This window comes from Marinomonas sp. NPDC078689, assembly GCF_044542435.1.
Taxonomy (GTDB): domain Bacteria; phylum Pseudomonadota; class Gammaproteobacteria; order Pseudomonadales; family Marinomonadaceae; genus Marinomonas; species Marinomonas arenicola.
In genome coordinates, this window is sequence record NZ_JBITUJ010000002.1 from 217835 (window position 1) to 244097 (window position 26263).

21 protein-coding genes are annotated in these 26263 nt (G+C 47.4%); 4 read left to right on the forward strand and 17 right to left on the reverse strand.

The window, feature by feature from the left end; all coding sequences use genetic code 11:
• Positions 1–126: 126 nt before the first annotated feature.
• The 6 genes from odhB to sdhC form a co-directional block, all read right to left on the reverse strand.
• Positions 127–1638, reverse strand: a complete 1512-nt coding sequence (odhB, locus tag ACIGBN_RS04160; RefSeq protein WP_396663796.1) for a 2-oxoglutarate dehydrogenase complex dihydrolipoyllysine-residue succinyltransferase — start codon at positions 1636–1638, stop codon at positions 127–129.
• Between the two features lie 33 nt (positions 1639–1671).
• Positions 1672–4512: a 2-oxoglutarate dehydrogenase E1 component gene (locus ACIGBN_RS04165; protein ID WP_133003136.1), complete on the reverse strand. Its 2841-nt coding sequence runs from the start codon at positions 4510–4512 to the stop codon at positions 1672–1674.
• A 363-nt stretch (positions 4513–4875) separates the two neighbouring features.
• Entirely contained in the window at positions 4876–5580 is a 705-nt protein-coding gene (locus tag ACIGBN_RS04170; protein WP_133003135.1) for a succinate dehydrogenase iron-sulfur subunit, read from the reverse strand.
• A 12-nt stretch (positions 5581–5592) separates the two neighbouring features.
• Positions 5593–7365, reverse strand: a complete 1773-nt coding sequence (gene sdhA, locus ACIGBN_RS04175) for a succinate dehydrogenase flavoprotein subunit (RefSeq protein ID WP_133003134.1) — start codon at positions 7363–7365, stop codon at positions 5593–5595.
• A 3-nt stretch (positions 7366–7368) separates the two neighbouring features.
• The gene (sdhD, locus tag ACIGBN_RS04180; protein ID WP_133003133.1) at positions 7369–7716 is read right to left on the reverse strand and encodes a succinate dehydrogenase, hydrophobic membrane anchor protein; all 348 of its coding nucleotides are present in this window, start codon (positions 7714–7716) and stop codon (positions 7369–7371) included.
• A complete protein-coding gene (sdhC, locus tag ACIGBN_RS04185; RefSeq protein WP_133003132.1) occupies positions 7710–8087 on the reverse strand; it encodes a succinate dehydrogenase, cytochrome b556 subunit in 378 nt (125 codons plus the stop codon). Before sdhC ends, sdhD begins: the two co-directional genes overlap by 7 nt.
• A gap of 568 nt (positions 8088–8655) precedes the next feature.
• Between sdhC and gltA the strand changes: the two genes are divergently transcribed.
• Complete coding sequence (gltA, locus tag ACIGBN_RS04190; RefSeq protein ID WP_396663800.1) at positions 8656–9939, forward strand: citrate synthase; 1284 nt, start codon at positions 8656–8658, stop codon at positions 9937–9939.
• Between the two features lie 80 nt (positions 9940–10019).
• Here gltA and ACIGBN_RS04195 read toward each other — a convergent pair whose 3' ends face one another.
• Entirely contained in the window at positions 10020–10247 is a 228-nt protein-coding gene (locus ACIGBN_RS04195; RefSeq protein WP_133003130.1) for a hypothetical protein, read from the reverse strand.
• Positions 10247–11419: a DUF2066 domain-containing protein gene (locus tag ACIGBN_RS04200; RefSeq protein ID WP_396663802.1), complete on the reverse strand. Its 1173-nt coding sequence runs from the start codon at positions 11417–11419 to the stop codon at positions 10247–10249. The genes ACIGBN_RS04195 and ACIGBN_RS04200 overlap by 1 nt, the downstream gene beginning before the upstream one ends.
• 116 nt (positions 11420–11535) lie before the next feature.
• On the opposite strand from ACIGBN_RS04200, the gene purM reads away from it, so the two are divergent.
• From purM to ACIGBN_RS04215, 3 genes are read left to right on the forward strand one after another with little or no spacing between them, the layout of a single operon-like run.
• The gene (gene purM / locus ACIGBN_RS04205; protein ID WP_133003128.1) at positions 11536–12594 is read left to right on the forward strand and encodes a phosphoribosylformylglycinamidine cyclo-ligase; all 1059 of its coding nucleotides are present in this window, start codon (positions 11536–11538) and stop codon (positions 12592–12594) included.
• Positions 12591–13244 carry a phosphoribosylglycinamide formyltransferase gene (gene purN, locus ACIGBN_RS04210; RefSeq protein WP_133003127.1) on the forward strand — a complete coding sequence of 218 codons (654 nt, stop codon included), beginning with the start codon at positions 12591–12593 and terminating at the stop codon, positions 13242–13244. Before purM ends, purN begins: the two co-directional genes overlap by 4 nt.
• 16 nt (positions 13245–13260) lie before the next feature.
• Positions 13261–13995, forward strand: coding sequence for a DUF3108 domain-containing protein (locus tag ACIGBN_RS04215; RefSeq protein ID WP_396663804.1), 735 nt, complete (start codon positions 13261–13263; stop codon positions 13993–13995).
• On the opposite strand, the gene mobA is transcribed toward ACIGBN_RS04215, so the two are convergent.
• The 9 genes from mobA to ACIGBN_RS04260 all read right to left on the reverse strand — a co-directional run bounded on the left by mobA (position 13990) and on the right by ACIGBN_RS04260 (position 26142).
• Complete coding sequence (gene mobA, locus ACIGBN_RS04220; protein ID WP_396663806.1) at positions 13990–14583, reverse strand: molybdenum cofactor guanylyltransferase; 594 nt, start codon at positions 14581–14583, stop codon at positions 13990–13992. The two genes, ACIGBN_RS04215 and mobA, sit on opposite strands and share 6 nt — an antisense overlap.
• A 2-nt stretch (positions 14584–14585) precedes the next feature.
• Complete coding sequence (locus ACIGBN_RS04225; protein WP_396663808.1) at positions 14586–15590, reverse strand: glycosyl transferase family protein; 1005 nt, start codon at positions 15588–15590, stop codon at positions 14586–14588.
• Positions 15587–18271: a molybdopterin-dependent oxidoreductase gene (locus ACIGBN_RS04230; RefSeq protein WP_396663810.1), complete on the reverse strand. Its 2685-nt coding sequence runs from the start codon at positions 18269–18271 to the stop codon at positions 15587–15589. Before ACIGBN_RS04230 ends, ACIGBN_RS04225 begins: the two co-directional genes overlap by 4 nt.
• 291 nt (positions 18272–18562) lie before the next feature.
• Entirely contained in the window at positions 18563–18892 is a 330-nt protein-coding gene (nirD, locus tag ACIGBN_RS04235) for a nitrite reductase small subunit NirD (RefSeq protein WP_133003122.1), read from the reverse strand.
• 11 nt (positions 18893–18903) lie between these two features.
• On the reverse strand, positions 18904–21462 hold the full coding sequence (nirB, locus tag ACIGBN_RS04240; RefSeq protein ID WP_396663812.1) for a nitrite reductase large subunit NirB: 2559 nt from the start codon (positions 21460–21462) through the stop codon (positions 18904–18906).
• A 62-nt stretch (positions 21463–21524) separates the two neighbouring features.
• Positions 21525–22766 (reverse strand): NAD(P)/FAD-dependent oxidoreductase, encoded by a 1242-nt coding sequence (locus ACIGBN_RS04245; protein ID WP_396663814.1) that lies wholly within the window; start codon positions 22764–22766, stop codon positions 21525–21527.
• A 63-nt stretch (positions 22767–22829) separates the two neighbouring features.
• Positions 22830–23675, reverse strand: a complete 846-nt coding sequence (locus tag ACIGBN_RS04250) for an ABC transporter ATP-binding protein (protein ID WP_396663816.1) — start codon at positions 23673–23675, stop codon at positions 22830–22832.
• Between the two features lie 13 nt (positions 23676–23688).
• Positions 23689–24633 (reverse strand): ABC transporter permease, encoded by a 945-nt coding sequence (locus tag ACIGBN_RS04255; RefSeq protein WP_396664275.1) that lies wholly within the window; start codon positions 24631–24633, stop codon positions 23689–23691.
• 99 nt (positions 24634–24732) lie between these two features.
• Entirely contained in the window at positions 24733–26142 is a 1410-nt protein-coding gene (locus tag ACIGBN_RS04260) for a CmpA/NrtA family ABC transporter substrate-binding protein (RefSeq protein ID WP_133003350.1), read from the reverse strand.
• Between the last annotated feature and the right edge of the window lie 121 nt (positions 26143–26263).

A 26263-nucleotide genomic window follows, 5' to 3' on the forward strand; every position in this document is an offset into this window, starting at 1 on the left:
CGTTTCCATTTATCTTGTCGAACTGCGACAACCCTCAAGGGTTGCCGCAAAATCAATTCGTACCTTTAAAATTGGTGCGAATACTTAGATTTCAACCACTTACACTTCAAATACTGAGCAAATCGCTTAGATTTCAAGTAGCAGACGAGATGGGTCTTCTAGAAGGTCTTTAATCGTCACCAAGAACTGCACCGCTTCTTTACCATCGATCATACGGTGGTCATAAGAAAGCGCTAGGTACATCATAGGTTGGATGACAACTTGACCATTAACCGCCATTGGACGCTCTTGGATTTTGTGCATGCCCAAGATCGCTGTTTGTGGTGGGTTAATGATTGGCGTTGATAGCAAAGAACCGAATGTTCCGCCGTTAGTGATAGTGAAAGTACCACCTTGCATATCATTCATACCAAGCTTGCCATCACGTCCGCGTAGTGCGAAGTCCATGATAGTTGACTCGATATCAGCAAGTCCCATCGCTTCTGTGTTACGAAGCACTGGCACCATTAGACCACGGTCAGTCGATACAGCAACACCGATATCTTGGTAACCATGGTAAACCATGTCGTTGCCATCGATAGAGGCGTTCACGGCAGGGAAGCGTTTTAGCGCTTCTGTCGCGGCTTTCACGAAGAAAGACATAAAGCCAAGCTTAGTGCCATTGTGCGTTTTAATGAACAGATCTTTGTACTTCTTACGAAGTTCCATGATCGGGCCCATGTTGACTTCGTTATAAGTCGTCAATAGTGCCGCTGTTTGTTGCGCTTCAACAAGACGCTTAGCAATCGTAGCGCGAAGACGAGTCATAGGAACGCGTTTTTCGATGCGACCTTCTTCTCCTAGTGCTGCGACTGGCGCTGGTGCCGCTGCTTTCGCCGCTGGCGCTGCTGCTGGTTTCGCTTTCACTGCTGCATCGACGTCTTCTTTAGTGATGCGTCCGCCTTTGCCAGTGCCTTTTACTTGTGCTGTCGTCAAACCTGCTTCAGCCAATGCTTTACGAGCAGCAGGACCTGCTACACCGTCTTCATCAGATTCTGCGGCGGCAGCGGCTGGCGCTGCGGCGGCAACCGGTGCTGCTGCACCAGTAGCGCCTACTAGGAAATTCGCTAGAATTTCGTTGCTTAGTACCGTTTCGCCTTCAGGTTTTAGAATCTCACCGATCACACCGTCTGCAGGCGCAACCACTTCTAGAACCACTTTATCGGTTTCGATATCAACGATGTGCTCATCGCGTGCACAGGCTTCACCTGGCTGCTTGTACCAAGTTGCTACTGTGCCGTCGGCAACAGATTCAGGGAAACTTGGTGTTTTAATTTGCACACTTTCTTGCGCAGCAGCAGGCGCTGCGGCGGCCGCTGCAGGTGCCGCTGCTTTTTCAGCTGGTGCAGCAGAAGCCGCTGCGCCAGATTCGAAAATAGCCAACACTTCGTCACTTAGTACAAGATCGCCTTCCGCTTTCAGTACGTCTTTTAGTACACCATCAGCCGGTGCAACCACTTCTAAGACAACTTTATCGGTTTCGATGTCGACGATATGCTCATCACGAGCACAGGCTTCACCTGGTTGTTTGTACCAAGTAGCGACGGTACCGTCTGCTACAGATTCTGGAAAAGTAGGTGCTTTAATTTCGATACTCATTTGATACCCTTATCTCTCTGACAGGCTATGGTGCTAGCCAACTAATGCGTCGTTAACCAGCGCTTCTTGTTCTTCAACATGGATAGACATATAACCAGCGGCTGGCGCAGCAGACGAAATACGGCCTGCGAAACGAATTTTCAGCTCTGGGTACAGTTTTTCCAATACTCGGTTCATACGGTGACGATTGGCATGCCAAGCACCTTGGTTTTTCGGCTCTTCTTGACACCAAACTAGGCTCTCAACATTTTTGTACTGCTCTAACTCTGACTCTAGGTCATCGTATGGGAACGGGTACAATTGCTCCAAGCGAATCACAACAACATCGTCTTTTTCAAGTTCTGTACGACGGTTGATCAAATCGTAATAAATCTTGCCGCTACATAGGACAATACGTTTTACTTTGTCTGCAACCATCGTTTCGGATGTATCAGGCAATACCGTTTTGAAGCTACCTTCTGCCAAGTCTTCTAACGTTGAGATCGCTTGCTTATGACGCAGCAAACTTTTAGGAGACATAATAACAAGCGGACGACGCATTGGGCGAATCGCTTGACGGCGTAAGATGTGGAAGATTTGCGCTGGCGTTGTAGGAACACATACTTGAATGTTGTATTCAGCACACAACTGCAAAAAGCGCTCTAATCTTGCGGATGAATGCTCAGGACCTTGACCTTCATAACCATGAGGCAACAGCATTGTTAGGCCGCATAAACGTCCCCACTTATGCTCACCACTGGTAATAAATTGGTCAATAACTACTTGCGCACCGTTAGCAAAATCACCGAACTGTGCTTCCCAAATAACAAGCCCTTTTGGCGCTGTTGTTGAGTAGCCATATTCAAAAGCCAATACCGCTTCTTCTGACAAGTATGAATCGTACAAGTCCATAGTAGGCTGACTTTCAGATACATGTTTCAGAGGAACAAAGGTACTGCCGTCTTTTTGACTATGGATCACAGCATGACGATGCGAGAAAGTACCACGACCAGAATCCTGACCGGTAATACGCAGCGGGTAGCCCTGCTCTAACAAGGTCGCAAAGGCTAGCGTCTCAGCGTAACCCCAGTTTAGAGGTAAGGCGCCGGCGGTCATTTTATCGCGGTCTTGGTAGATTTTCTGCACTTGACGCTGAACCACAATACCATCAGGAATCACGGTCAACTTCTTAGCCACTTCTTGCAATTTAGCAAGTGGGTAGCTGGTATCACCCGCGTCTGTCCATTCGACACCTAAGTAAGGTTTCCAATCAACAAACAAATCAGATTTTGGCTCTAACACCAAGCTCTTAGCAACGTGACGACCGTTATCCAAGTCTTCACGGTTTTCGCTTACCATGCCAGCAGATTCCGCTTCGGTAACCACATTTTCAGCGATCAAACGATTTGAATAAAGCGTACGCGTCGTCGGCAACTTGCTGATCACGCTGTACATTAGAGGCTGAGTACCAGAAGGCTCGTCTGTTTCGTTATGACCACGACGACGGTAACAAACCATGTCAATCACAACATCACGGCCAAACTCGTAACGGTAATCCAATGCCAGCTGAGTAATAAACAATACCGCTTCTGGATCGTCACCGTTTACATGGAAGATAGGCGCTTGGATCATTTTCGCAACATCGGTTGCGTACTCTGTTGAGCGCGAATCGTCTTGACGGTTCGTCGTGAAACCAACTTGGTTGTTGATCACAATGTGAACCGTACCACCTGTGTGGTAGCCACGTGTCTGAGACATCTGGAATGTCTCCATAACAACGCCCTGACCTGCAAAAGCGGCATCACCGTGGATAGAGATAGGCACCACTGCTTTACCTGTTGTGTCCTTGCGGCGATCTTGACGAGCGCGAACGGAACCTTCAACAACAGGTGAAACGATTTCTAAGTGAGACGGGTTAAACGCAAGCGCGATATGTACTTCGCCGCCAGCAGTCATCACATTAGAAGAGAAACCTTGGTGGTATTTAACGTCACCAGATGTTTTAACCAGCTTCAACTTGCCTTCAAATTCATCAAACAAGTCTTTAGGGCTTTTACCTAAGGTGTTAACCAAGACGTTTAAGCGACCACGGTGAGCCATGCCAATCACAACTTCTTTCGCACCCAGTGCGCCAGAACGTTGAATTAACTCATTCACCATAGGAATTAAACTTTCACCGCCTTCAAGACCAAAGCGCTTAGCACCTGGGTAACGACTTGCTAGGTATTTTTCTAGACCTTCTGCTGCGGTTAAACGCTCAAGAAGATTTTGACGTGTTTCTTTAGAATATTCAGGGCAGGATCTTACTGATTCTACACGCTGTTGAAGCCACGCTTTTTCTTGCGTATCAACAATGTGCATGAATTCATAACCTATGCTTCCGCAGTAGGTTTTTTCAAGTTCAGCGATGATTTCGCTTAACTTCATTGAGTCTTTATTAAAGAACAAAGAACCCGTTTTAAATTGAGTATCAAAGTCCGCACCAGTTAACTGATGATAACTAATGTCTAAATCAGCCACTTTTTCACGCTTTTGCAATCCTAATGGATCAAGCGATGCGTGCTGATGACCTCGTACTCGGTAAGCGTCAATTAATTGAAGAACATTAATTTGTTTTTGTTCGTGATCAGAACCGGCTGCTGTACCTGTTGAAACAGGCATTGAGCGAAACTTGTTTTTGCCAAGTTCCAAGAACTGCTGTTGAATCACTGAATGAGGAAGATCTGTTGACTGTGCTTCGCTAACGCGAGGCAACTGATCAAAACATTTTCTCCACTCTTCCGATACTGAGTTCGGATCGACTAGGTAGCTTTCAAACAACCCCTCAACGTATTCCAAGTTACCACCTGAAAAATGAGAGGTGCCCCATAGCAACTCCATTAAACTTTCGTGCATTCTCGATCACCCTTATGTTCGAGCCAGCTACCGGGGTCCCGGTATGAATCCATCATGTTCGATCGATCACTTTATCAGGCCCGTAAGGCTGTTAAAGCCTCGATTTATTGTCAATTTGTCACCATTTCTGTCCCATTGCATTTCATACCAAACCATGTCGACAGCACACCTCCGTGACACTGTTTGCCGAAGCAATAACCGCTATGGTTTCTCTAAGTACATCCCTGCAAGCAGAGGACAAATTTTAAATTCTTTTTACTCAGTTCTCTACACCGAAAGATGCAAAAACGGCGGCATTGAAGACTAGATTCAAGCCGCCTGAGCATAATTCACTCTATTACAATAAAGTGAACCATTTATTACTTAAGTCGCTCTTTGCAAAAGCATGGTACGAATGTTACCAATTGCTTTTGTAGGATTTAATCCTTTAGGACAAACGTTGACACAGTTCATGATGCCGTGGCAACGGAAAACACTGAACGGGTCATCTAATTCGCCTAAGCGCTCTTGTGTTGCTGTGTCACGGCTGTCTGCTAAGAAGCGGTAAGCCTGTAGCAAACCAGAAGGTCCGACAAACTTATCAGGGTTCCACCAGAATGATGGACACGCCGTAGAACAACATGCACACAAGATACATTCATAAAGGCCGTCAAGCTTTTCACGCTCTTCAGGACTTTGCAAACGTTCAATCGCTGGTACTGGCGTATCGTTGATAAGGAAAGGACGAATTTTTTCGTACTGTTTGTAGAACTGTCCCATATCAACTACTAGGTCGCGTATTACTGGCAAGCCAGGAAGCGGACGCAAGACAAGCTTGCCGTTCTTCGCAGCTTCTGAAACCGTGGTAATACAAGCCAGACCATTTTTACCTGACATGTTCATGCCATCAGAACCACACACACCTTCACGGCATGAACGGCGGTAAGAAATACTAGGATCTTGAGCTTTCAACAAGTTCAACACATCCAGAACCATCAGATCTTTGCCTTCTGGCAGATCAATCTGGTAATCCTTCATGTATGGAGCATCGTCCACTTCAGGATTGTAACGATAAATACTAACTAACATTCCAATTACTCCTTAGTATGAACGAACTGTAGGTGGAAAAGCTTCCATCGTTTTCGGTCCAAAGTTTACGTCACGTTTCGTAACTGCTTTGCTCGCAGGATGGAACAATGAGTGTTTCAACCAGTTTTCATCATCACGCTCAGTAAAGTCATTACGGGCATGCGCACCACGACTTTCTTTACGGAATTCTGCTGGAATAGCGGTTGCTTCTGCCACTTCTAACAAGTTCTCAAGCTCAAGTGCTTCAACACGTGCGGTGTTAAACGCCTGACTCTTATCGCTAAGGTTTAGGTTTTCTACACGCTTACGGATCTCTTCAAGCGCTTTCAAGCCTTTCTGCATCATCGCACCTTCGCGGAATACGCCAAAGTACAACTGCATGACTTTTTGAAGTTCTGCACGAACCGTAGCAACATCTTCGCCGCCAGTCGAATTATTCAGACGGTTTAAACGAGCCATGGCTTTTTCAATGTCCGTGTCGTTAGCATTAAGCGTGTCAAAACCAGCGTCTAGCACCTTCTTAACATGCAAACCAACAGCACGACCAAAGACCACCAAATCAAGCAGTGAGTTACCACCTAGACGGTTCGCACCGTGGACAGATACACACGCGATTTCGCCACATGCATACAAACCATCGATGATCACATCTTCGCCTGAGTCGCTTTGCATTAGCGCTTGACCACTGATGTTAGTTGGCACACCACCCATCATGTAATGACAAGTAGGAATTACTGGAATCGGCTCTTTTACTGGATCTACGTGAGCAAAAGTACGAGACAACTCTAGGATACCAGGAAGACGTTTGTTCAACGTTTCTTCACCTAGGTGATCAAGTTTAAGCAATACGTGATCGCCTTCTGGACCACAGCCACGACCTTCTAGGATTTCAAGAATCATAGAACGTGCGACTACGTCACGACCGGCAAGGTCTTTCGCGTTTGGCGCATAACGTTCCATGAAACGCTCGCCGTCTTTGTTGATCAAGTAGCCACCTTCACCGCGACAACCTTCTGTCACAAGTGTACCGGCACCGTAAATGCCCGTTGGGTGGAACTGCCACATTTCCATGTCTTGAACAGGGAAACCAGCGCGCAACACCATACCAACACCATCACCAGTGTTGATGTGTGCATTGGTTGTAGACTGGAAGATACGACCCGCACCACCTGTCGCCAATACCGTTGCTTTTGCTTTAAGGTAAACCGTTTCGCCTGATTCAATACAGATTGCGATAACACCAACAACGGCGCCTTCACTGTTTTTCACAAGGTCAGTTGCGTACCACTCATTTAGGAAAGTAGTACCGCCTTTCAAGTTTGCTTGGTAAAGCGTGTGTAGCAAAGCGTGACCAGTACGGTCAGCTGCAGCACAAGTACGTGCCGCTTGTCCGCCTTTACCGAAATCTTTTGATTGGCCACCAAAAGGACGTTGGTAAATACGACCATTCTCTTTACGAGAGAAAGGCAGACCCATGTGCTCAAGCTCAAATACCGCTTGTGGACCAACAGAACACATGTACTCGATTGCTTCTTGGTCACCGATGTAGTCTGACCCTTTTACGGTGTCATACATGTGCCAGCGCCAATCATCATTTGGATCTTCACTTGCGATTGCACAGGTAATACCACCTTGTGCAGAAACTGTGTGTGAACGCGTTGGGAATACTTTCGTTACACACGCCGTGTCTAAACCGGATTCTGTCAATTGCAATGCGGCGCGCATACCAGCACCACCGCCACCAATTACAATGGCATCAAAAGAAATAGTACGAATATTTGCCATTACTTAAAGCCCCCAAAGAACCTGAATGCCCCATACGATGTAAACAAACATCAGTAGACCGCATAGCGCTTGAAAAAAGAAACGAATACCGGTTGGTTTAATGTAGTCAGTTGACACAGACCACAAACCAATCCAAGAGTGCATACCAATGGACAGCAGCATCATTAAACTAAAGATACGTACCCAAGTGGTCTCGAATAACGCACTCCACTGATCAAATGTTAGATCAGGGTGCAACAACAAGTAACCGATAATAAAAACCGTGTACAAGGACAAAACGACAGCAGAAATACGCTGCATCATCCAATCATAAAGACCAGAACGGCCGAAACTTGTGATTTGAGTTACCATATCCACACCCCTGCTAAAACGATTAGGACGGCAGCGATCACTAGATTAGCGATGGCAGCTTGGCGCCCACTTTCTAATTCTTCAAAATAACCAAGATCCATAAACAAGTGTTTAATACCTGCTACGAAGTGGTACATCAAAGCGGAGACAACACCCCAAATAATGAACTTCGCTAGGAAGTTGTTTTGAAGCATATCAACAACGTGATCAAAACCTTCTTGAGACTCTAAAGAGACATCAAATGCATAAAACAAGAAGATCAAACCTACGAAAAGAATGATTCCTGTTGCACGATGGAGAATTGATACTATTGCTGTTACGGGCTGCGATATTGTTGAAATATCAAGGTTGACTGGTCTTTTTTTACTCACGACTCTTTACACCATTTTATCGATTGAATGGTCAATCACGACCCAATATCTATATGCAGATACACACTCATTGTTATAAAGTGCTACTGCATCATAGGCCTGCTTTGAAAATCCCATCGATTTGCAAACGAGTTTTGGTAAAGCAACTACTCTTTATCTCAATACGTCGGCAAATCAATGAAATCATCGGAGCCGCAATTATAGACCAGCAAAATTTACTAAGACAAATAGACAAGAGTAAGGGTTTTCAATGGTCATCATTCACAAGCTGAATGTAACCATAAGCTAAAACAATAATGGTATTAAATTACAAAAAATAAACCCGTTTTTTTTGACAAATACCTCTTATTTTTCAACAAGTTAGATGCATAGAGCGTATTTTTCAACCACAGGAAAACCACCCGTTTTGTCAGATAATTACAAACAAAAGACCAAATATGCAAGTAGTTTGCAAATGCATAAGATTGACTTTTATAGTGCGTAGACAGTACTTTTTGCCCACCTTCTGGGCTAAGCGCATAATTCTGTCACTTCTTAGCCTCGGATCAGAATATGAAGGAGACCATAAATGGCCGATAAAAAAGCTCAACTTACAGTAGATGGGATCGATAAAACCATCGAATTACCTGTTCTTTCCGGTACGCTAGGCACAGACGTTATTGACGTACGCTCGCTAGGCTCAAACGGTATCTTCACTTATGACCCTGGCTTTATGTCCACAGGCTCATGTGAATCTGCCATTACTTATATCGACGGCGAGGCAGGCATCTTGCTTCACCGCGGTTACCCTATTGCACAATTAGCAGAACATTCTGACTATTTAGAAACCTGCTACCTTCTTTTATATGGAGAGCTACCAGACAAAGCTCAAAAAGAAGAGTTCGAAAGAACGGTTGGTAATCACACTATGGTGAACCAATCTATGCACAAGTTTATCGAAGGCTTCCGTAACGATGCCCACCCGATGGCGATCATGTGCGGACTAGTAGGTGCATTGTCTGCTTTCTACCAAGACCACATGGACATTAGCAATCCAAAACACCGTGAGATTGCGGCTTTTCGTTTAATTTCGAAAATGCCAACTCTGGCGGCTATTTGTTTTAAATACTCTAAAGATCAGCCAGTTATGTACCCACGTAACGACTTATCTTACGCAGAAAACTTCTTGTACATGATGTTTGCAACACCTTGTGAAGAGTATGTTGTTAACCCTGTTTTTGCGAAAGCCATGGATCGAATTTTCATCCTACACGCTGACCATGAACAAAACGCATCGACCTCTACGGTACGCCTAGCCGGTTCTTCTGGCGCTAACCCATTCGCTTGTATCGCCGCTGGCATTGCAACGCTTTGGGGACCTGCTCACGGCGGTGCCAACGAAGCAGTATTGTCTATGCTTGAAGAAATTGGCGATGTTGAAAACATCGACGAATTCATCGCAAAAGCGAAAGACAAAAACGACCCATTCCGTCTAATGGGCTTCGGTCATCGTGTTTATAAAAACTTTGACCCTCGCGCCAAAGTAATGCGTGAAACGTGTGACCAAGTATTAGCAGAACTGGGCATGTCAAATGACCCATTGCTAAAAATTGCCAAGCGTCTTGAGCAAATCGCCCTAGAAGACCCTTACTTCGTAGAGCGTAAGCTTTACCCGAACGTAGACTTCTACTCAGGTATCATCATGAAAGCCATTGGCATTCCAACCAGTATGTTCACGGTGATTTTCGCCATGTCTCGTACTATCGGCTGGATTTCTCACTGGAACGAAATGATCAGCAGCCCTTACAAAATTGGCCGCCCTCGTCAGCTGTATGTCGGTAAAACAGAAAGAGATTACCCTACTGACAAGTAGTTAATGACGACTGAGTTTGCATAAAAAAGCCGCGCTATTTCTAGCGCGGCTTTTTTTTGTTTTACATTACCCTAAAAAGACTACTCGTCTTCTTCTACTATCTCGGTCACTACTTTGGCGGAACACTTAACGCACTCCCCTTCAATCCAAACCTTATCCTTGTCTTGGTATTCCACAGGGTTGGTCATCCCAAGGTCCATTTCCATGCACTCATTACACCAAGTCTGACGCAAAAAATCTTGCTGCTCATCGGCAGGACGGGCAAAAAAGTCGACGGTTTGTACTGTGCCTTCATTTACATCTGTCACTATTGAACTCCATTGTATTTAAAATATTCGTCCGCAGCGGGTTCTGGCGTGCTGACGACAGGTTGTGCAATCACTGCAGGTGTTTCGCCATCAGACGGCGCACTGGCCTCTGTGTCTGACACTGGTGGCAACACAGCCACTGGCGGCGGATTCGTTACCTGCAACACACTGTTTAACGAGATGCTGTTGATGAGCTTTTGCTTGCTGCCATTGATCGCGATCGAGAAGAGCACCACGTCATCTTTAGCGCCCACAACGGACACATCTCTCACCACACCGACTCTTTCAAGGTAGGTTTGCACTGTGTTTAACGCACTATAACTGTTGATCCCAGACACCTGGACAGTCATACGACTCTCCGCTTGGTTGTTTCGAACCGCGGCATAACGAGTGGAAAACACTTTGGCCATCGCCGCGCTGGCTTGGTCTGTTAGTGCCGACAAATTATCGCCGCTCAACGTAAAGCGCTGAGAACTGCCGTCACTTAATAGCACCAGCAAGCTGCCACTCAAACTGCCCGCGTAATCTGCCACCCGAATGGCCGCCACCGCGTCTGTTTGATAACGTTTACTGGCTTTGCTTATACTGCCTTCAAAAAAGCCCCATACATCGGCCGATGAAATGGCATTCTTATCAACCGAATCAATTAAGGGCGCGTAAATAGGCACGCCATACATGGCCGCCGACGACGCCAGATTATTAAGCAGATCGGACGGTGCGTTTGCACCTGATAATTGACGCACACCGCTGTCTTCACTCACCGCCCACACTAATACAGACGGACGATCTTCTCCCCAGACAGGCAAATTGTGTTGCGACAGAAAGCGATCAATGGATTCGGCATAAAACACCACGGTCACTTGCTTTCCTGCGACCAATTGACCATCAACAGGCAACAATTGACTTAATGCGACAACCGAATGCTGAGCAACCCAAGTCGGCGCCTCTGACTGCGCCTGCTTTAACAAGTCGCCAGTGATCGCCGCCTTGTCCCCCGACACTCGAACCAACACTTGTTCAACCGCTTGCGCAAAGGCTTCATTAAGCATTTGCGCTTCCGAATCGGTCACCGGCAATTTTATTTCAGCCCGATAAAGGTGCTTAACCGGAACCGCATTGGCGAATGACACAAAAAAAACACTGAATAAAACTATTAATATACGAAAATTCATAACCCTTCCTTCGTTTATTTGCTTATTCTACTGTCTTAATACCAAAGAACCATAGCCCTAATGCGTCACTATGCTAAAATGCATTTTTTTCCTCGTACCATGATAAGGCATAGGCAATGACCAAGTCGGATAAAACATCGATTAGTTATAAAGACGCGGGCGTTGATATCAACGCAGGCAACCAACTTGTTGAGCGCATTAAAGGCGTCAGTAAAAAAACTCGTCGCCCTGAAGTAATGGGTGGATTGGGTGGGTTTGGCGCATTAACTCGTCTTCCAACCAAATACAAAAACCCCATTCTTGTTTCCGGCACAGATGGTGTAGGCACCAAGCTGCGCTTGGCTATGGACCTTAACAAACACGACACTATTGGTATTGACCTAGTGGCGATGTGTGTTAATGACCTTATCGTCGCTGGAGCAGAACCACTTCTTTTCTTAGATTACTACGCAACGGGTAAGCTAGACATAGACGTGGCAGCCAATGTGGTCACTGGCATTGGCGAAGGCTGTCTTCAGTCTGGTTGTGCCCTTGTGGGTGGCGAAACCGCTGAAATGCCTGGTATGTACCACGATGGCGACTACGACCTAGCGGGTTTTTGTGTCGGCGTTGTTGAAGAAGAAGGCATTATTGATGGCAGCAATGTAAAAGCTGGCGACACTTTAATTGCATTAGGTTCTTCTGGCCCTCATTCAAACGGTTACTCTTTGATCCGTAAGATTCTTGAAGTCAGCAAAGCCGATCTAAATCTAGACATCGACGGTGTAGCACTAAAAGACGCCCTAATGGAACCTACTCGCATTTATGTGAAATCCATTCTGAAATTAATGGAATCCGTTTCTGTTAATGCGCTGTCTCACATTACCGGTGGTGGTTTGCTTGAAAACATTCCACGCGTATTGCCAGAAAGCGCCGCCGCTCGCATTGATGCAAGCAGCTGGAAACGCCCTGCCGTGTTCGATTGGTTACAAGAACAAGGTAACGTTGAGCAAGAAGAAATGTACCGCGTCCTAAACTGTGGCGTTGGTATGGTGCTTGCTATTGACGCTGACAAAGCAGAACAAGCCTTAGCCATCTTAAAAGCAGAAGGCGAAAACGCTTGGATCATCGGTGACATTTGCGAGCGCAATGGCGGAAAAGAAGTACTGATTTCCGACCTTGAGGCCAATGCATGAGTTTTCCCATCGTTGTCTTAATCTCTGGCAGCGGTAGCAACTTGCAAGCTTTGATTGATCAAAGCTTGCAAGGCAAGCTCGACATTACGATCAGCGCTGTAGTGAGCAACAAAGCCGATGCTTTTGGCTTAGAAAGAGCCCGTAAAGCAGGCATACCGACTCATGTTTTGGATCATAAAAGCTTTGGCAGTCGAGAGGAATTTGACCAGTCACTGCAAGAAGTGATTGATCAATACCAGCCTAAACTCGTTGTTCTAGCTGGCTTCATGAGAATCTTAACCGATTCCTTTACCCGTCACTACGAAGGCCGAATGCTCAACATTCACCCTTCTTTGTTGCCGAAATATAAAGGGCTAGATACGCATCAACGCGCCATCGATGCGAATGATAAAGAACATGGAGTCTCTGTGCACTTTGTCAGTGCTGAGCTTGATGCCGGTTCGGTTATCGTGCAAGCTAGAACCCAAATAGAAGCGACAGACACCGCCGATTCATTAGCAGAAAAGATTCATAAGCTTGAGCATGTGATCTATCCGCTGGCGGTAAAGTGGTTTAGTGAAGGCAGATTAACTGTCAATAATGGTAAAGCGCTTCTTGATGGCCAACCGCTTCCCGAAAGTGGTGCCGATTACAAAGAAGTGCCTGAATAATGTAGGAATAAAACGTATGGGCATTCATAAGATTCTAATACCACTCATTATAAGCTTACTCGCCTTGCCCATACTTCCTGCCTACAGTGCCAGCGAAAAGTCAGACGTTTTTCTCACGCCCTATTCTGCGGTCTACAGCACCGTCTGGAAAAAAGGCATTACCGTTAAGGTAAAAGGCACACAAACACTCACCAAAGAAGCCAACGGCAACTGGCATTTTGCCTTTACCGCCGACAACCTGTTCGCGTCTCTAAACGAGCGCAGCACCTTCTCTGTCAACCAGTACCAAATTGTGCCCTCCCATTACCTGTATGAAAGCAGTGCATTTGGCAAAAAGCGCAAGGCAGAGCTTCTTTTTGATTGGTCAAAAATGCGGGTTCGCAACGACATCAAAAACAAACCCTGGAGCATGAAAATCGAGCCCAAAACGGTCGATAAGCTCAGCGTGCAATTGCAAATACGAGAAGATTTAAAGCAAGGGAAAACGAATTTAAGCTATTTAATTGCAGACGGCGGTTACACCAAGAACTGGCGCTTCAAACGTTTGCAGACCGAAACCATAGACACCACACTAGGACGTCTTAAGGCGATCAAGGTTACGCGCATTAAAGACGCCAATTCAAAGAAACAAACCTCATTTTGGTTTGCCCCTAGCCATGACTTTTTATTGGTGAAATTGACTCACAAAGAAAAAGGCGGCGAAACATACACACTGGACATAGAATCGCTCGAGACCCCCAGCGAATCATAATTGGCCGGGGGGAAGGTTCGCGTCCAACTGCGCCTGATAATTGACGTTCAGTAAATCGCTGTCACAGTGCCACGGCACACAGCGATAACCATGTTGTCGGTAAAACGCCAACACGCTATTTTTCTCGCCGCTAGCCAAAAAATCCGTCAAGGACAAGAACGCCGATTCAACCGGCATAATCGCGTGCAAAGGATGAATACCACTGTCACTTTCTAAGCAATGTATCTTTTCTGGCTGCGCCAAGCTCGCGGCATTTAGCGCAGCAAAAGCCGCGCTAGAAATACTCGGTGTATCACAAGGTGCCACTAATAAATGCGAACTACGGGCACGATGGAGCACACTCCACAACCCAGAAAGTGGCCCTCTATTGGCGTACGTCTCGGCGTCTTCTACCCATTCATAGCCGAGCGCCTGATAATCCGCAAACTGGCGATTTACGTTTAACACAACCGTCGAGGTTAACCCTGACATGGCCTGTGCTACGCGCAATATCATAGGTTTACCTTGATAACACTGTAAGCCCTTTTCCACACCCGCCATGCGCTGCGCCTGACCACCTGCCAGCACAGCACCAGATAAAGACCGCATGATTAGAGCGCCTCTTGCAATGACAAGGCACTTTTGTCTCGTTTTGACCAGATCGTATCAGCCAAGCTCAAGCAAGCTTCGTGGGATTCCACCTTGAACACCAAACCGGCCACCGACGCCAGCGTTTGCCTTACAGCTTGCTCACCAAACGGGTCCAGGCTCACACCTTGCCAATGCTCCGCTAAACGTGCCAAATCCAAATTGTCTTTGAGTCGTTTATGCTCGCGCTCAGCTTTCGGCCAGCTCGTCCAAGAAGACACACCTTGCTGGTGTTTGCCCAACACCACATCACGCTCTGGGTTCACTTCGGCTTCCCCATTGCCACCACGAAACACCAACACGGAAGGATCGCCTAACTGCCCAGTGGCCTCCAAATGCAAATCATCGTAGCCCTTATGAAACACCCCATGAACACTGTGTTCGCCGCCAAATGGGTTCATCATACGAACCACGGTATTCACTGGCGAACGCAAACCTAACACATATTTTAGGTCCATCATGTCACTGAGTTTGGCGTCGATGTTCGCCAGCGCAATATAGGCAAAATTACGCAGTTCTAACTGCTCATCCACCTCGGATCGAGTCTGACACAAAGGCCAATTAAAAGCCTTTAGCACCTGATCCACATAAATACGTTCTTCGCCACGAAAAGAATGACCGTGCATCACGGTTTTCACGCCATCATTCGCCAATGCCAACGCCGCCAATAAAAACCATGGCAATTCATTGCGCTTACCTGCATAACTCGGCCAATCCAGCTGTACTTTATGCTCAATGCCTCCGCGCTCGGCTAAAAAACGACGCGTTGCTCGAGTAAAGCCTACGGTTTCATCGACTGTTTCTTCACGTATGCGAATCAACATCCAAAAGGCGCCTATTTGTTCTGGTGCCACCGTCTCTGTAAGGATAAGCCACATCGCTTGTTCCGCTTCTTGTTCCGTTAAACTACGAGCCCCTTTTCTTCCACGACCTAGTATTTTAACAAATTGCGTAAACGCCTGACTCATGCAGATAGCTCCATTCTTTTCGGTATAAAGTGTTTCAATTCAGGGATGCAGGAACCACAATTGGTGCCGCATTTGAGAACTGTGCCCAGTGCTTCAACGGTCTCAGCCCCCGATGCTATGGCTTTCTCGATTTGTTTACTACCGATTTGATAACAAGAGCAGACAATATTCCCTTTATCTTCAACATTGGCTGGCAAACCAACCAATAGCGCGATGCGATCCAGCTCTGACAGCGCATCACTTGAGGCCAATTTAGACAGTAACCAATCCGCTGACACCACTTCAGGTTGATGACTCAGATACACAACCGTATCAAGACGGCCACCAGCCAAACAAGCCAAACGCAACTGCCCCGTCATGGGGTTTGTGTATTCCAGCCAATGATTCCCCTCAACACAAAGCGCTTCTTGCCATGGCGAAAAGGCTTCTTTCAACCTTGCTAGGTGAACGCCATTGGGCCAAACCACCTCATACCGAAAGCCTTGATCAGAAGGAATCACACACCAATACAATGCCTCAGGGAAGGATTGCGGCCGTGAAGACACCACCAATGCATACTGCAACAGTGGGATACGCTCCACTTGCACAACGCCATGCTTAGACTCAGGCTGGCCTGATAATGGGTCGACTGTTTGTGGAATCAGGTTGGAAACGACGGCCGCGTTAGCAAATTGCTGCGTCCAATGAATTGGCACAAATATCTGACCTTGAGCCGTGCTCTTGGTCACTTTGGCTTTTAATCTCACCTCACCGTGAGGCGAACTCAGGCGCGTTAATGCCCCGTCGATAATACCCAGTCGTTGTGCGTCTTCTGGGTGAATATCCACATAGGGTTGTGCCGTGTGTTTTGCTAACGATGGGGCATCACCGGTTCGCGTCATGGTGTGCCATTGGTCGCGGACTCGGCCAGTATTTAACACAAACGGCCATTGTTGGGTGACCTTGAGCGCAGGCAAGCTGGGGTTGATAGGGACAAATTGCGCGCGACCATCCTGAGTAAAAAAATGACCGTCGGCAAACATGCGTTTGGTCCCTTCTGGCTTGCCTTCCGGCACTGGCCACTGGGTCGGTGTGAAGCCATCGTACTGGGCTTGAGTGATATGGCGATAATGACCAATATCAAAATCCCGGGTGCCATTATTTTCAAAAGCAGACAGCCCAGCATGCTCCGCAAAAATCTCATGCACACCTTGATAGTCAAACGCCGAACCGTACCCCATGGCTTTGGCGACTTCACAAATCGCCCACCAGTCGTGTTTTGCGTCACCCGGCGCTGGCAACAATCCGCGCTGACGAGAGATCCTGCGCTCAGAATTGGTGACAGTACCGTCTTTTTCACTCCAACCTGTGGCTGGCAATAGCACATCCGCCATGGCCGTGGTGTCTGTGTGCGCCTTGCAATCGCTAACAATCACCAATTCGCACTTTTCCAATGCGCGCCTTACTTGCGCAGTATCCGGCAAACTCACCATAGGATTGGTGGACATAATCCACAGCACCTTTACTTTTCCAGCCTCAATCGCCTGAAACAAATCCACCGCTTTTAAACCATTTTGCGTGGCCATGTTCGGCGCCTGCCAAAAACGCTGCACCAGATCCAAGGCGCCCGGTGTGGCAAAATCCATATGGGCCGCTAACTGATTCGCCAAACCACCCACTTCACGCCCTCCCATGGCATTAGGCTGACCGGTAATGGAAAAAGGCCCAGTGCCTTCTTTTCCAAGTCGAGCGGTCGCCAAATGACAATTAATAATGGCGTTGCATTTATCCACCCCTGAGGAGGATTGGTTCACGCCTTGGGAGTAGAAGGTCACCGCCTTATCGTTGCTCGCCCACCACTGAGAAAGCGTCATCAAATCGCGCTCATCCACACCACAAAATGCGGCTGTGCTGGCCACATCTGGAGTGGACTCCATCGCCTGCTGCAAGGTGGCATCAAATTGGTTGGTATGCTGGGCGACAAAAACGTCATCCACCAGCCCCATGCGAGCCGACTCCTGCAATAAAAAAGAAAAAATCGCCGCGTCTGACCCTGGGCGAATCGCCAGATGCAAATCAGCAATATCGCAGGTCGCCGTGGCCCTTGGGTCTATCACTACGATTTTCATAGAGGGTCGCTGTTGTTTCGCGGCAACCATTCGCTGAAACAAAATGGGGTGTGTCCATGCGGCGTTCGAGCCCACCATAATCAGCAAATCACAGCGCTCTAGATCATCGTAATTGCAAGGCACCGTATCTGACCCAAACGCTCTTTTATACCCCACCACGGCAGACGCCATACAAAGCCTGGAATTGGTGTCCACATTGGCGGTACCAATGAAACCTTTCGCCAGTTTATTCGCCACATAATAATCTTCTGTGAGAATTTGCCCAGACAGATAAAACGCGAACGCATCGGGCCCATGATCTTTCACCACTTGCGAAATCTTGTCAGCAATGGTGTCAATCGCGCGCGCCCATGTTGCTACTTGACCGTCAATCTGTGGCGACAGCAAGCGATCGTCTGACTTGATGGTTTGCGCCAAGCTGCTGCCTTTCACACACAAACGCCCAAAATTAGCAGGATGATCAAGGTCACCAGACACCGGAGGAACAACCTCATTAGGGTTCGCAGGCAGGCTCAAGTTAACGCCGCACCCGACACCACAATAGGGGCACGTTGTTTTCACTGTTGTTGTCATGGCTTGCTCCTAAACGAAAAAAAGCCCAACCGCATTGATCTCAATGCGGTTGGGCTTCGTTGCCTTTTTATGATATTCGTCTGCTTTATATGACAGCCTTCATCGGCCCTCGGTGCAGTATGCTTAGATAAATGCAAAACACAGGCCAATATTTATGACTTTACGTAAAAATATAAATCGCATATAAATCAACAACTTAACAATTCATCAAACCAATATAAAAAACACCAATCAAAAAGGCATCTTTTGCTTACTCTAAGTGCACCATAAAGGTGCCACGCCTGCCCAATATTAATCAGGCTGTCGAATGTAGACCTTGCCATCAACCAACTTCGTCGGCCAAGCAGGCACTTTAACGTCTTCTTCTACACACTGACCATCCAATAAAGAATAATGCTGCTTGTACAAGGGGCTTGCCACCGACCACTGCCCCTGTAGGTGCGTCACTAAACCTCGCGATAACACATTGGCTTTGCCAATTGGGTCCCAATTGCCAATGGCAAACACCTGCTCTGGTGCGGCTGGCACATAAAACAAGGCCACCTGTTTGCCGTTTACCATTGCGGCGACACCCGCATCGACGACTAGATCACTTTGCTTACAAATTAAATTCCACTGCATTGCTGTTCTCCCTAGCCTACTTTTGCGATCAGTTGCTGCTTTTCTAAATCGGTTGCTGGGCGCACTTGGTTACGCTCTTCAACAAACACTACATTAGTGTCTTCGCCTTCGCTGTTCACAAATTGGCGGAATGTTTTCAGCGCCTCGTCATCTTCTAAGGTGGTTTTCCATTCGCACTGGAAGGTATCAACCACGGCCTGCATTTGCGCCTCCAGCTCTTCGCACATTCCAAGCTTGTCTTCGATCACCACGCTTTTAAGGTAATCCAAACCGCCCTCAAGTCCTTCCATCCACACGGAAGTACGTTGCAATCGATCGGCGGTTTTGGTGTAAAACATCAGAACTCGGTCAATGTATTTCACCAAGGTCGCATCGTCTAAATCCGTCGCGAACAAATCCCCATGGCGCGGCTTCATCCCGCCGTTTCCACAAACGTACAGATTCCATCCGCCCTCCGTCGCAATCACCCCGATGTCTTTACTCTGTGCCTCTGCGCATTCACGCGTACAGCCAGACACCGCAAACTTGATTTTATGAGGGGATCGAAGGCCTTTGTAGCGATTCTCAAGATCAATCGCCATGGTCATACTGTCGTTCACACCATAACGACACCAAGTACTGCCCACACAAGACTTTACGGTTCGTAAAGATTTCCCATAGGCTTGGCCCGTTTCAAAGCCTGCGTCAATAAGCTGTTTCCAGATTGCCGGTAACTGAGACAAGGTCGCACCAAACAAATCAATTCTCTGCCCGCCCGTCACCTTGGTATAGAGCTTATACTGCTGGGCAACTTCTCCCAGCACGATGAGTTTTTCCGGCGTGATTTCTCCGCCAGGAATACGCGGCACAATAGAATAGGTACCGTCTTTTTGCATATTGGCTAAGAATCGGTCATTGGTGTCTTGCAACGAAATATGTTCTTTTTTCAGCACATAATCGTTCCAAACACTGGCTAGAATTGACCCAACCGCTGGCTTACAGATATCACAACCGTGACCTTTACCATGCTTGGACAATAAGGCTTTAAAACTTTTGATTTCTTCGACCTTGATCAGGTTATACAGATCTTGGCGGGTATACGCGAAATGCTCACACAAATCCGTACTCACCTCTACGCCTAAAGAAAGCAACTCATTGTCCACCACTTTTTTCAGCAAAGCGGCACAGCCACCGCAGCCTGTCGCCGCTTTGGTCACGCCTTTCACATCTCCGACAGACAGCGCGCCCTTGCATACGGCATCGCTGATATCTTGTTTGGAAACATTATGACAACTGCAAATAGACGCCGTTGCAGGCAAAGCATCGACGCCTAAGCCCACCGGAGCATCGCCCATGGCTGGCAAAATCAATGATTGAGCTTGGTCAGGCAAATCGATGGCGTTTAAGAAATACTGCAATAAGGTATCGTAGTAACTGTTGTCACCCACTAACACGGCACCTAGCAGCTTTTTACCGTCTTCAGAGACCACCATTTTCCGGTAGCTTTGGCTCATTTCATCTTGGTAAACAAAGACCTTACAACCCTGAGACTGCCCATGTGCATCGCCAATGGAGCCAACATCGCACCCCAACAATTTCAATTTCGTACTCATGTCGGCGCCGGTGAAAGACAAGGATGCGTCCCCTAACAGGTGCCCCGCCGCCGTTTTCGCCATAGTGTAGCCAGGCGCCACCAAACCAAAGATACGATTATTCCAAAGCGCACACTCGCCAATCGCATACACGGAATCATCGCTGGTCTGACAATGGTTGTTGATGGCAATCCCGCCTCGCTCCCCCACCGTCAATCCAGACTGTTTCGCCAAAGCATCTTGTGGGCGTATCCCTGCAGAAAATAAAATAAGATCCGTTTCTAGATGGCTACCATCAGCAAAATTCATCCTGTGGTACGCGCCATCCCCATCAATGATTTCTTGCGTCACGGTATTGGCGTAGACGCTAACGCCCAACTTTTCGATCATGACTTTCAGCACTTCGCCGCCGCTTTCATCCAGCTGCACGGGCATTAATCGCGGGGCAAACTCCACCACACTGGTTTCAAGCCCTAACTGCTTAAGTGCATTGGCGGCCTCAAGACCTAGCAAACCACCACCGACCACAGTGCCTCGGGTGGCATGTTGAGCGCATGCTCTAATCGCATCAAGGTCTTCTAGGGTGCGATAAACAAACGTGTTATCACGCTGATGACCAGCAATAGGAGGCACAAAAGGATAAGACCCTGTTGCCAATACCAATTTGTCGTATGGCAGAAACTCTCCTGTTTCTAAGGTAAGCGTTTTCGCCTCTCTGTGGATCTCTGTGACTTGGCTGCTGGTAAAATAACGAATGCCATTTTCATCGTATAATGAGCCATCCGTCATGGCCAAATCGGCGGCGCCTTTACCTGAAAAATACTCGCTTAAATGAACACGGTCATAAGCCAAATGAGGTTCTTCGCCCAATACCGTTATCTGATACAGGTCCTGACCACCCTGAGCGATCAATTGCTCGATGAAATGGTGCCCGACCATACCATTACCAATAACGACTAAATGCGGCTTAAGTGCTCTGTTTGATGTCTTTGAAATCATCTTATTTTCCTCTCACCAGTATCCGTTTGCCCGTAGGCTGACAGCGTCTAGAAAGGCTTGTTTTAGGCAACTTTGGATTGGCAGTACGCTTCGCCAAAGACCAGTAAATCAAGCATGTCAGAGACATTGGTCTTATTTTGAATCAGCTGGAAATACCAGCTACCATCGGCGACGTTGCCATAAAGAATTGCGCCCACCAGTAAGCCATCGTTGACCACCAGTTTGCGATAATGATTGGATCCTACATCGTTAAACACGATGCAATTATCATCTTGATTAGGCTGAATCCTTCCAACGGAGAAAAGATTCACACCTGATACTTTTAGTTTTGTTGGTACGGGCTCGATCAAGAATCGAGCTTGATTGCCGGCCAGCACGGCAAGCAATACATTTATTTGCGTCCAAATCGGAGCCACTAACCCAAAGGTTTGATCGTCAAATTCGCAACACTCACCTAGGGCAAAAATGTCTTGGCAAGAGGTCTTCATCTGCGCATCCACAAGGATCGCTCGGTTAACTTGAAGCCCTGCCTTTTTGCCTAATGCCACTTCTGGTGTAATGCCTGCGGCCATAACCACCATCTTGGTTGCTATCTGCTCCCCATCCGGCAATTTGACGTGCGAAACAAGACCCTTTTCGTTTTGTAACAAGGTTTGTGGGCTTGTCCCTAAACGAAAATGAACGCCCATTGTTTCTAATTTTCTCTGCAACAAGCGTGCCGATTCTGTGTCGAGCTGTCTGTTTAATAACCACTTAGAACGATGAAACACAGTGACTTGATGACCTCGCTTGGCCAAACCAACGGCGGCTTCCAGCCCCAGCAAACCACCACCAATCACACTAACAGGCTGAGAGCCTTTTATGGCGGACATCAAGTTCACGTCTTGCCATTGTCGAAACCCTATCACGTTGCTTGCCTGTGCACCGTCAATCGGCAGCATGGTGGCGCGAGAGCCTGTGGCAATGATTAACTTATCGTAAGACATCACCATGCCACTCAGTAAAGTGAGGCTTTTTTTCTCAACTGAAATGCCCTGAACAGGGTCACCTGATATAAGAGTGGCACCAGATGAGACCATTTCTTCAAGGTTCACCAAAGCCATGTCGGCCGATGAAATCTCCTCCGCCAACAAAGAAGACAACATAATGCGGTTGTAACCAAGCTGCGGCTCTTCGCCTATCAAGGTAATGTGAAAGCGCTCGCTCTGCTGACGACATAATTCATAAGCGAGTTTACTGCCAGCCATCCCTCCACCGACAATCACTAGGCGCTCTTTAACAGGCGTTTTGACGACTTTATGCACTGCCCACCTCCTGCTGATTCGCCCTTGAAATATCTGTCTCTGGCACGCTTAACATTGGCTTATTCATGCGCTCGCAGCTTGCTGACACGTCTTTTTACTGGCCTTAGAGACGGAAACAATAGGCTCAACTTTGCGCTGTTTTTCATATAAGAAGGTTAGAACCTGCGCTCTGTAATCGACATATTTAGGGTCATTAGCCAAGGCCAAACGGTCCCTAGGGCGCTCCAAATCCACTTTCAATATTTCGCCCACCGTGGCCGCAGGGCCATTCGTCATCATGATGATGCGATCCGACAGTAATACGGCTTCATCCACATCGTGGGTAATCATGATCACCGTGTTGTTTAGGTCTTTTTGAATGTCCATCAAAGAGTCTTGTAAATGGGCTCGAGTGAGCGCATCCAAAGCACCAAATGGCTCGTCCATTAGTAGCACACTGGGCTCCATCGCCAGCGCTCTGGCAATGCCTACTCGCTGCTTCATACCACCAGAAATTTCATTCGGTCGCTTGTCCGCTGCGTGCGTCATGTGCACCAACTCTAAATTGTGCAAAATCCATTCGTGCATTTCTTTTTTGGATTTTTTGCCTTTAAACACCCTCTTCACCGCCAGCTCTACATTTTCATAAGCGGTCAGCCAAGGCAGCAAAGAATGATTCTGAAACACCACCGCTCTTTCAGGTCCTGGCCCGCGTACTTCCTTGCCATCCAGTAACACTCCGCCCCCTGTCGCATCATAAAGTCCGGCAACAATGTTCAATACAGTGGATTTACCACAACCAGAGTGACCAATGAGAGACACAAACTCCCCTTTGGCTATTTTAAGGCTGACGCCATCCAACGCTTTAAAAGGACCATGCGCGGTAGGAAACTCAATCGACACTTTACTGATATCAAGATGGGTAGACATACTCTTCTCCTAATTAGCGTAATACTTGGCTTTTATCCCAAGACACAAAGCGTTGAACCGTTAACATCGCTCGGTCTAACAAAAAGCCGATAAAGCCAATCATCAACACCGCCACCATAATGCGCCCTAAAGAATTCGAGCTACCATTTTGAAACTCATCCCAGACAAACTTACCCAAGCCTGGGTTTTGCGCCAGCATCTCTGCAGCAATCAATACCATCCACGCAATACCAAGAGACAAACGCAGACCGGTAAACATCAAGGGGATCGCTGAAGGAATGACGATCTTGATCACATGAGTCAGCCAACCCAGCTGCAACACTTTCGACACATTCAAAAGGTCTTTATCAACCGCCGCCACACCCACCGCGGTATTGACCAAGGTCGGCCACATACAACAGAGCGTGACAGTAAACATCGACGTTAAAAAAGATTTAGAAAACATGGGGTCATTCGTGACATAGGTTGCGCTCACGACCATGGTGACCAATGGCAGCCACGCCAACGGCGAGACCGGTTTAAAAATCTGAATGATCGGATTCAAAGCGCTGTAGATCGAACTGTTTAAGCCAATTAAAATCCCCACCGGCACGGCGATTAATGACGCCAATCCGAAGCCCGCTAAGACGGTATAAAGACTGGTGAATATTTGCTCGAAAAAAGTCGGCTTGCCAGTGTAGCCGCGAATTGTCCCAACATAACTTGGGTCTTTCGCTTGTCGCTTCGCAATGCGCACTTCTTGACGCTCATAAAACTTGGCTTCTTTTACCTTCTCCCGCTGATGATCCGCTACCAAGCTATTCCATTGCTGGTACACCACCACAGGGCCTGGAAACACGCCGAGTGAGGTGTGCACTTTACTCGCACCAACTTGCCATAAAAGCAGGAAAACAAGGATGCCAAAAACAGGAAAGAAAACCGATTTTAAAGAGAAGCCTGACAGCCACTCTTTAAACATTGCCGTTGATACAATTGATGTTTTCATAATAATCTCACTATTGCGATGTGGCTTAGATTAAACAGGCTGCAAGCCAAGCTCGCAGCCAGAGGGCCAAAACTAAATCTGGTCATCGCCTTTTAAACCTATGGTGAAACTGTCTAGATACGCATTCGGATGCTTGCCGTCATAAAGCACATGGTCAATAAACTCATTTTGAGGCGGTTTAAAGCCATCTTCTGTTGCAAAGTCAGGGAAATCTGCGGCCGTCATGACACCATCTTCAATTAAAGACTCTGCGGCTTGTTGATAAATGTCTGGGCGGTACACCTCTTTCGCGGTTTCCATATACCAGTCATCCGATTTTGCCTCTGGAATTTGCCCCCAACGGCGCATTTGTGTGAGATACCAGATCGCATCGCTGTAATAAGGGTAGGTAGCGTGATGACGGAAGAAAACATTGAAGTCAGGGATCTCGCGCTTGTCCCCTTTTTCATATTCAAAGGTCCCCGTCATACTGTTGGCAATGACTTTTTCATCGGCCCCCACGTATTCACTACGAGCCAGTATTTTCACTGCTTCAGGGCGATTGGCGTTGTTGTTTTCATCCAGCCATTGGGCGGCTCGGATCAAGGCTTTCACCACATGGATGTGTGTATTTGGATACTTATCCGCCCACGCTTGGCTCACGCCAAACACTTTTTCTGGGTTGTTTTTCCAAATTTCATAATCTGTGATAACCGGCACACCAATGCCTTTAAACACAGCCTGCTGATTCCAAGGTTCGCCCACGCAATAACCTGAAATCGTACCGGCTTCCATGGTGGCGGGCATTTGTGGAGGTGGCGTTACCGACAAGAACGCATCGGCGTTAATTTGACCACTGACATCGCCCTTTTTAGGAGAGTAATACCCTGGGTTAATGCCCCCTGCCGCCAACCAATAACGAAGCTCATAATTGTGCGTAGAGACAGGAAAAACCATTCCCATGTTGAAGCGTTTGCCTTGTGCCTTAAAGTTCTCAATCACGGGCTTCAAAGCACTCGCGCTGATCGGATGAACCGGTTTGCCATCTGCGCCGACCGGAATATGCTGTTTCATTTGTTGCCAAACATCATTGGAGACCGTAATGCCGTTGCCATTTAGATCCATACTAAATGCCGTTACTATGTGCGCTTTGGTGCCGTAACCAATGGTCGCACCCAGCGGTTGCCCGGCAAGCATGTGCGCCCCGTCAAGCTGCCCATCAATCACTCGATCCAGCAATACTTTCCAGTTCGCTTGCGCTTCCAAAGTCACATACAAACCTTCGTCTTCGAAATACCCCTTCTCGTAAGCGATGGCAAGAGGCGCCATGTCCGTTAATTTAATAAAGCCAAATGTCAGCTCTTCTTTTTCTGGATAACCTAGCTCGGCGTGCGCAACACCGGCAAACACCGCCGACCCGACAAGTAAGGACACAGTGATTTTTTTGCTCGCCACTGCGAATTTCGCTAAAGGTAACAAGGCTCTCTTCGGTCTCAAATTCATGATCAACACTCCGCTTAGGCGTAAAAACAAAAAAAGGCGCATGCGAATCACAATCAATGTGTTCGCAGGCGCCTTTGCCATTCTTCGATCATTCAACTCTGAACAATCTAAAATTAGGGTG

What these genes read in the sequence shown, in the direction of transcription:
- odhB (WP_396663796.1), bottom strand. Translation starts at nt 1,638, where the DNA reads ATGAGTATCGAAATTAAAGCACCTACTTTTCCAGAATCTGTAGCAGAC.
- ACIGBN_RS04165 (WP_133003136.1), bottom strand. Translation starts at nt 4,512, where the DNA reads ATGCACGAAAGTTTAATGGAGTTGCTATGGGGCACCTCTCATTTTTCA.
- ACIGBN_RS04170 (WP_133003135.1), bottom strand. Translation starts at nt 5,580, where the DNA reads ATGTTAGTTAGTATTTATCGTTACAATCCTGAAGTGGACGATGCTCCA.
- sdhA (WP_133003134.1), bottom strand. Translation starts at nt 7,365, where the DNA reads ATGGCAAATATTCGTACTATTTCTTTTGATGCCATTGTAATTGGTGGC.
- sdhD (WP_133003133.1), bottom strand. Translation starts at nt 7,716, where the DNA reads ATGGTAACTCAAATCACAAGTTTCGGCCGTTCTGGTCTTTATGATTGG.
- gltA (WP_396663800.1), top strand. Translation starts at nt 8,656, where the DNA reads ATGGCCGATAAAAAAGCTCAACTTACAGTAGATGGGATCGATAAAACC.
- ACIGBN_RS04200 (WP_396663802.1), bottom strand. Translation starts at nt 11,419, where the DNA reads ATGAATTTTCGTATATTAATAGTTTTATTCAGTGTTTTTTTTGTGTCA.
- purM (WP_133003128.1), top strand. Translation starts at nt 11,536, where the DNA reads ATGACCAAGTCGGATAAAACATCGATTAGTTATAAAGACGCGGGCGTT.
- purN (WP_133003127.1), top strand. Translation starts at nt 12,591, where the DNA reads ATGAGTTTTCCCATCGTTGTCTTAATCTCTGGCAGCGGTAGCAACTTG.
- ACIGBN_RS04215 (WP_396663804.1), top strand. Translation starts at nt 13,261, where the DNA reads ATGGGCATTCATAAGATTCTAATACCACTCATTATAAGCTTACTCGCC.
- mobA (WP_396663806.1), bottom strand. Translation starts at nt 14,583, where the DNA reads ATGCGGTCTTTATCTGGTGCTGTGCTGGCAGGTGGTCAGGCGCAGCGC.
- ACIGBN_RS04225 (WP_396663808.1), bottom strand. Translation starts at nt 15,590, where the DNA reads ATGAGTCAGGCGTTTACGCAATTTGTTAAAATACTAGGTCGTGGAAGA.
- ACIGBN_RS04230 (WP_396663810.1), bottom strand. Translation starts at nt 18,271, where the DNA reads ATGACAACAACAGTGAAAACAACGTGCCCCTATTGTGGTGTCGGGTGC.
- nirD (WP_133003122.1), bottom strand. Translation starts at nt 18,892, where the DNA reads ATGCAGTGGAATTTAATTTGTAAGCAAAGTGATCTAGTCGTCGATGCG.
- nirB (WP_396663812.1), bottom strand. Translation starts at nt 21,462, where the DNA reads ATGATTTCAAAGACATCAAACAGAGCACTTAAGCCGCATTTAGTCGTT.
- ACIGBN_RS04250 (WP_396663816.1), bottom strand. Translation starts at nt 23,675, where the DNA reads ATGTCTACCCATCTTGATATCAGTAAAGTGTCGATTGAGTTTCCTACC.
- ACIGBN_RS04255 (WP_396664275.1), bottom strand. Translation starts at nt 24,633, where the DNA reads ATGTTTAAAGAGTGGCTGTCAGGCTTCTCTTTAAAATCGGTTTTCTTT.
- ACIGBN_RS04260 (WP_133003350.1), bottom strand. Translation starts at nt 26,142, where the DNA reads ATGAATTTGAGACCGAAGAGAGCCTTGTTACCTTTAGCGAAATTCGCA.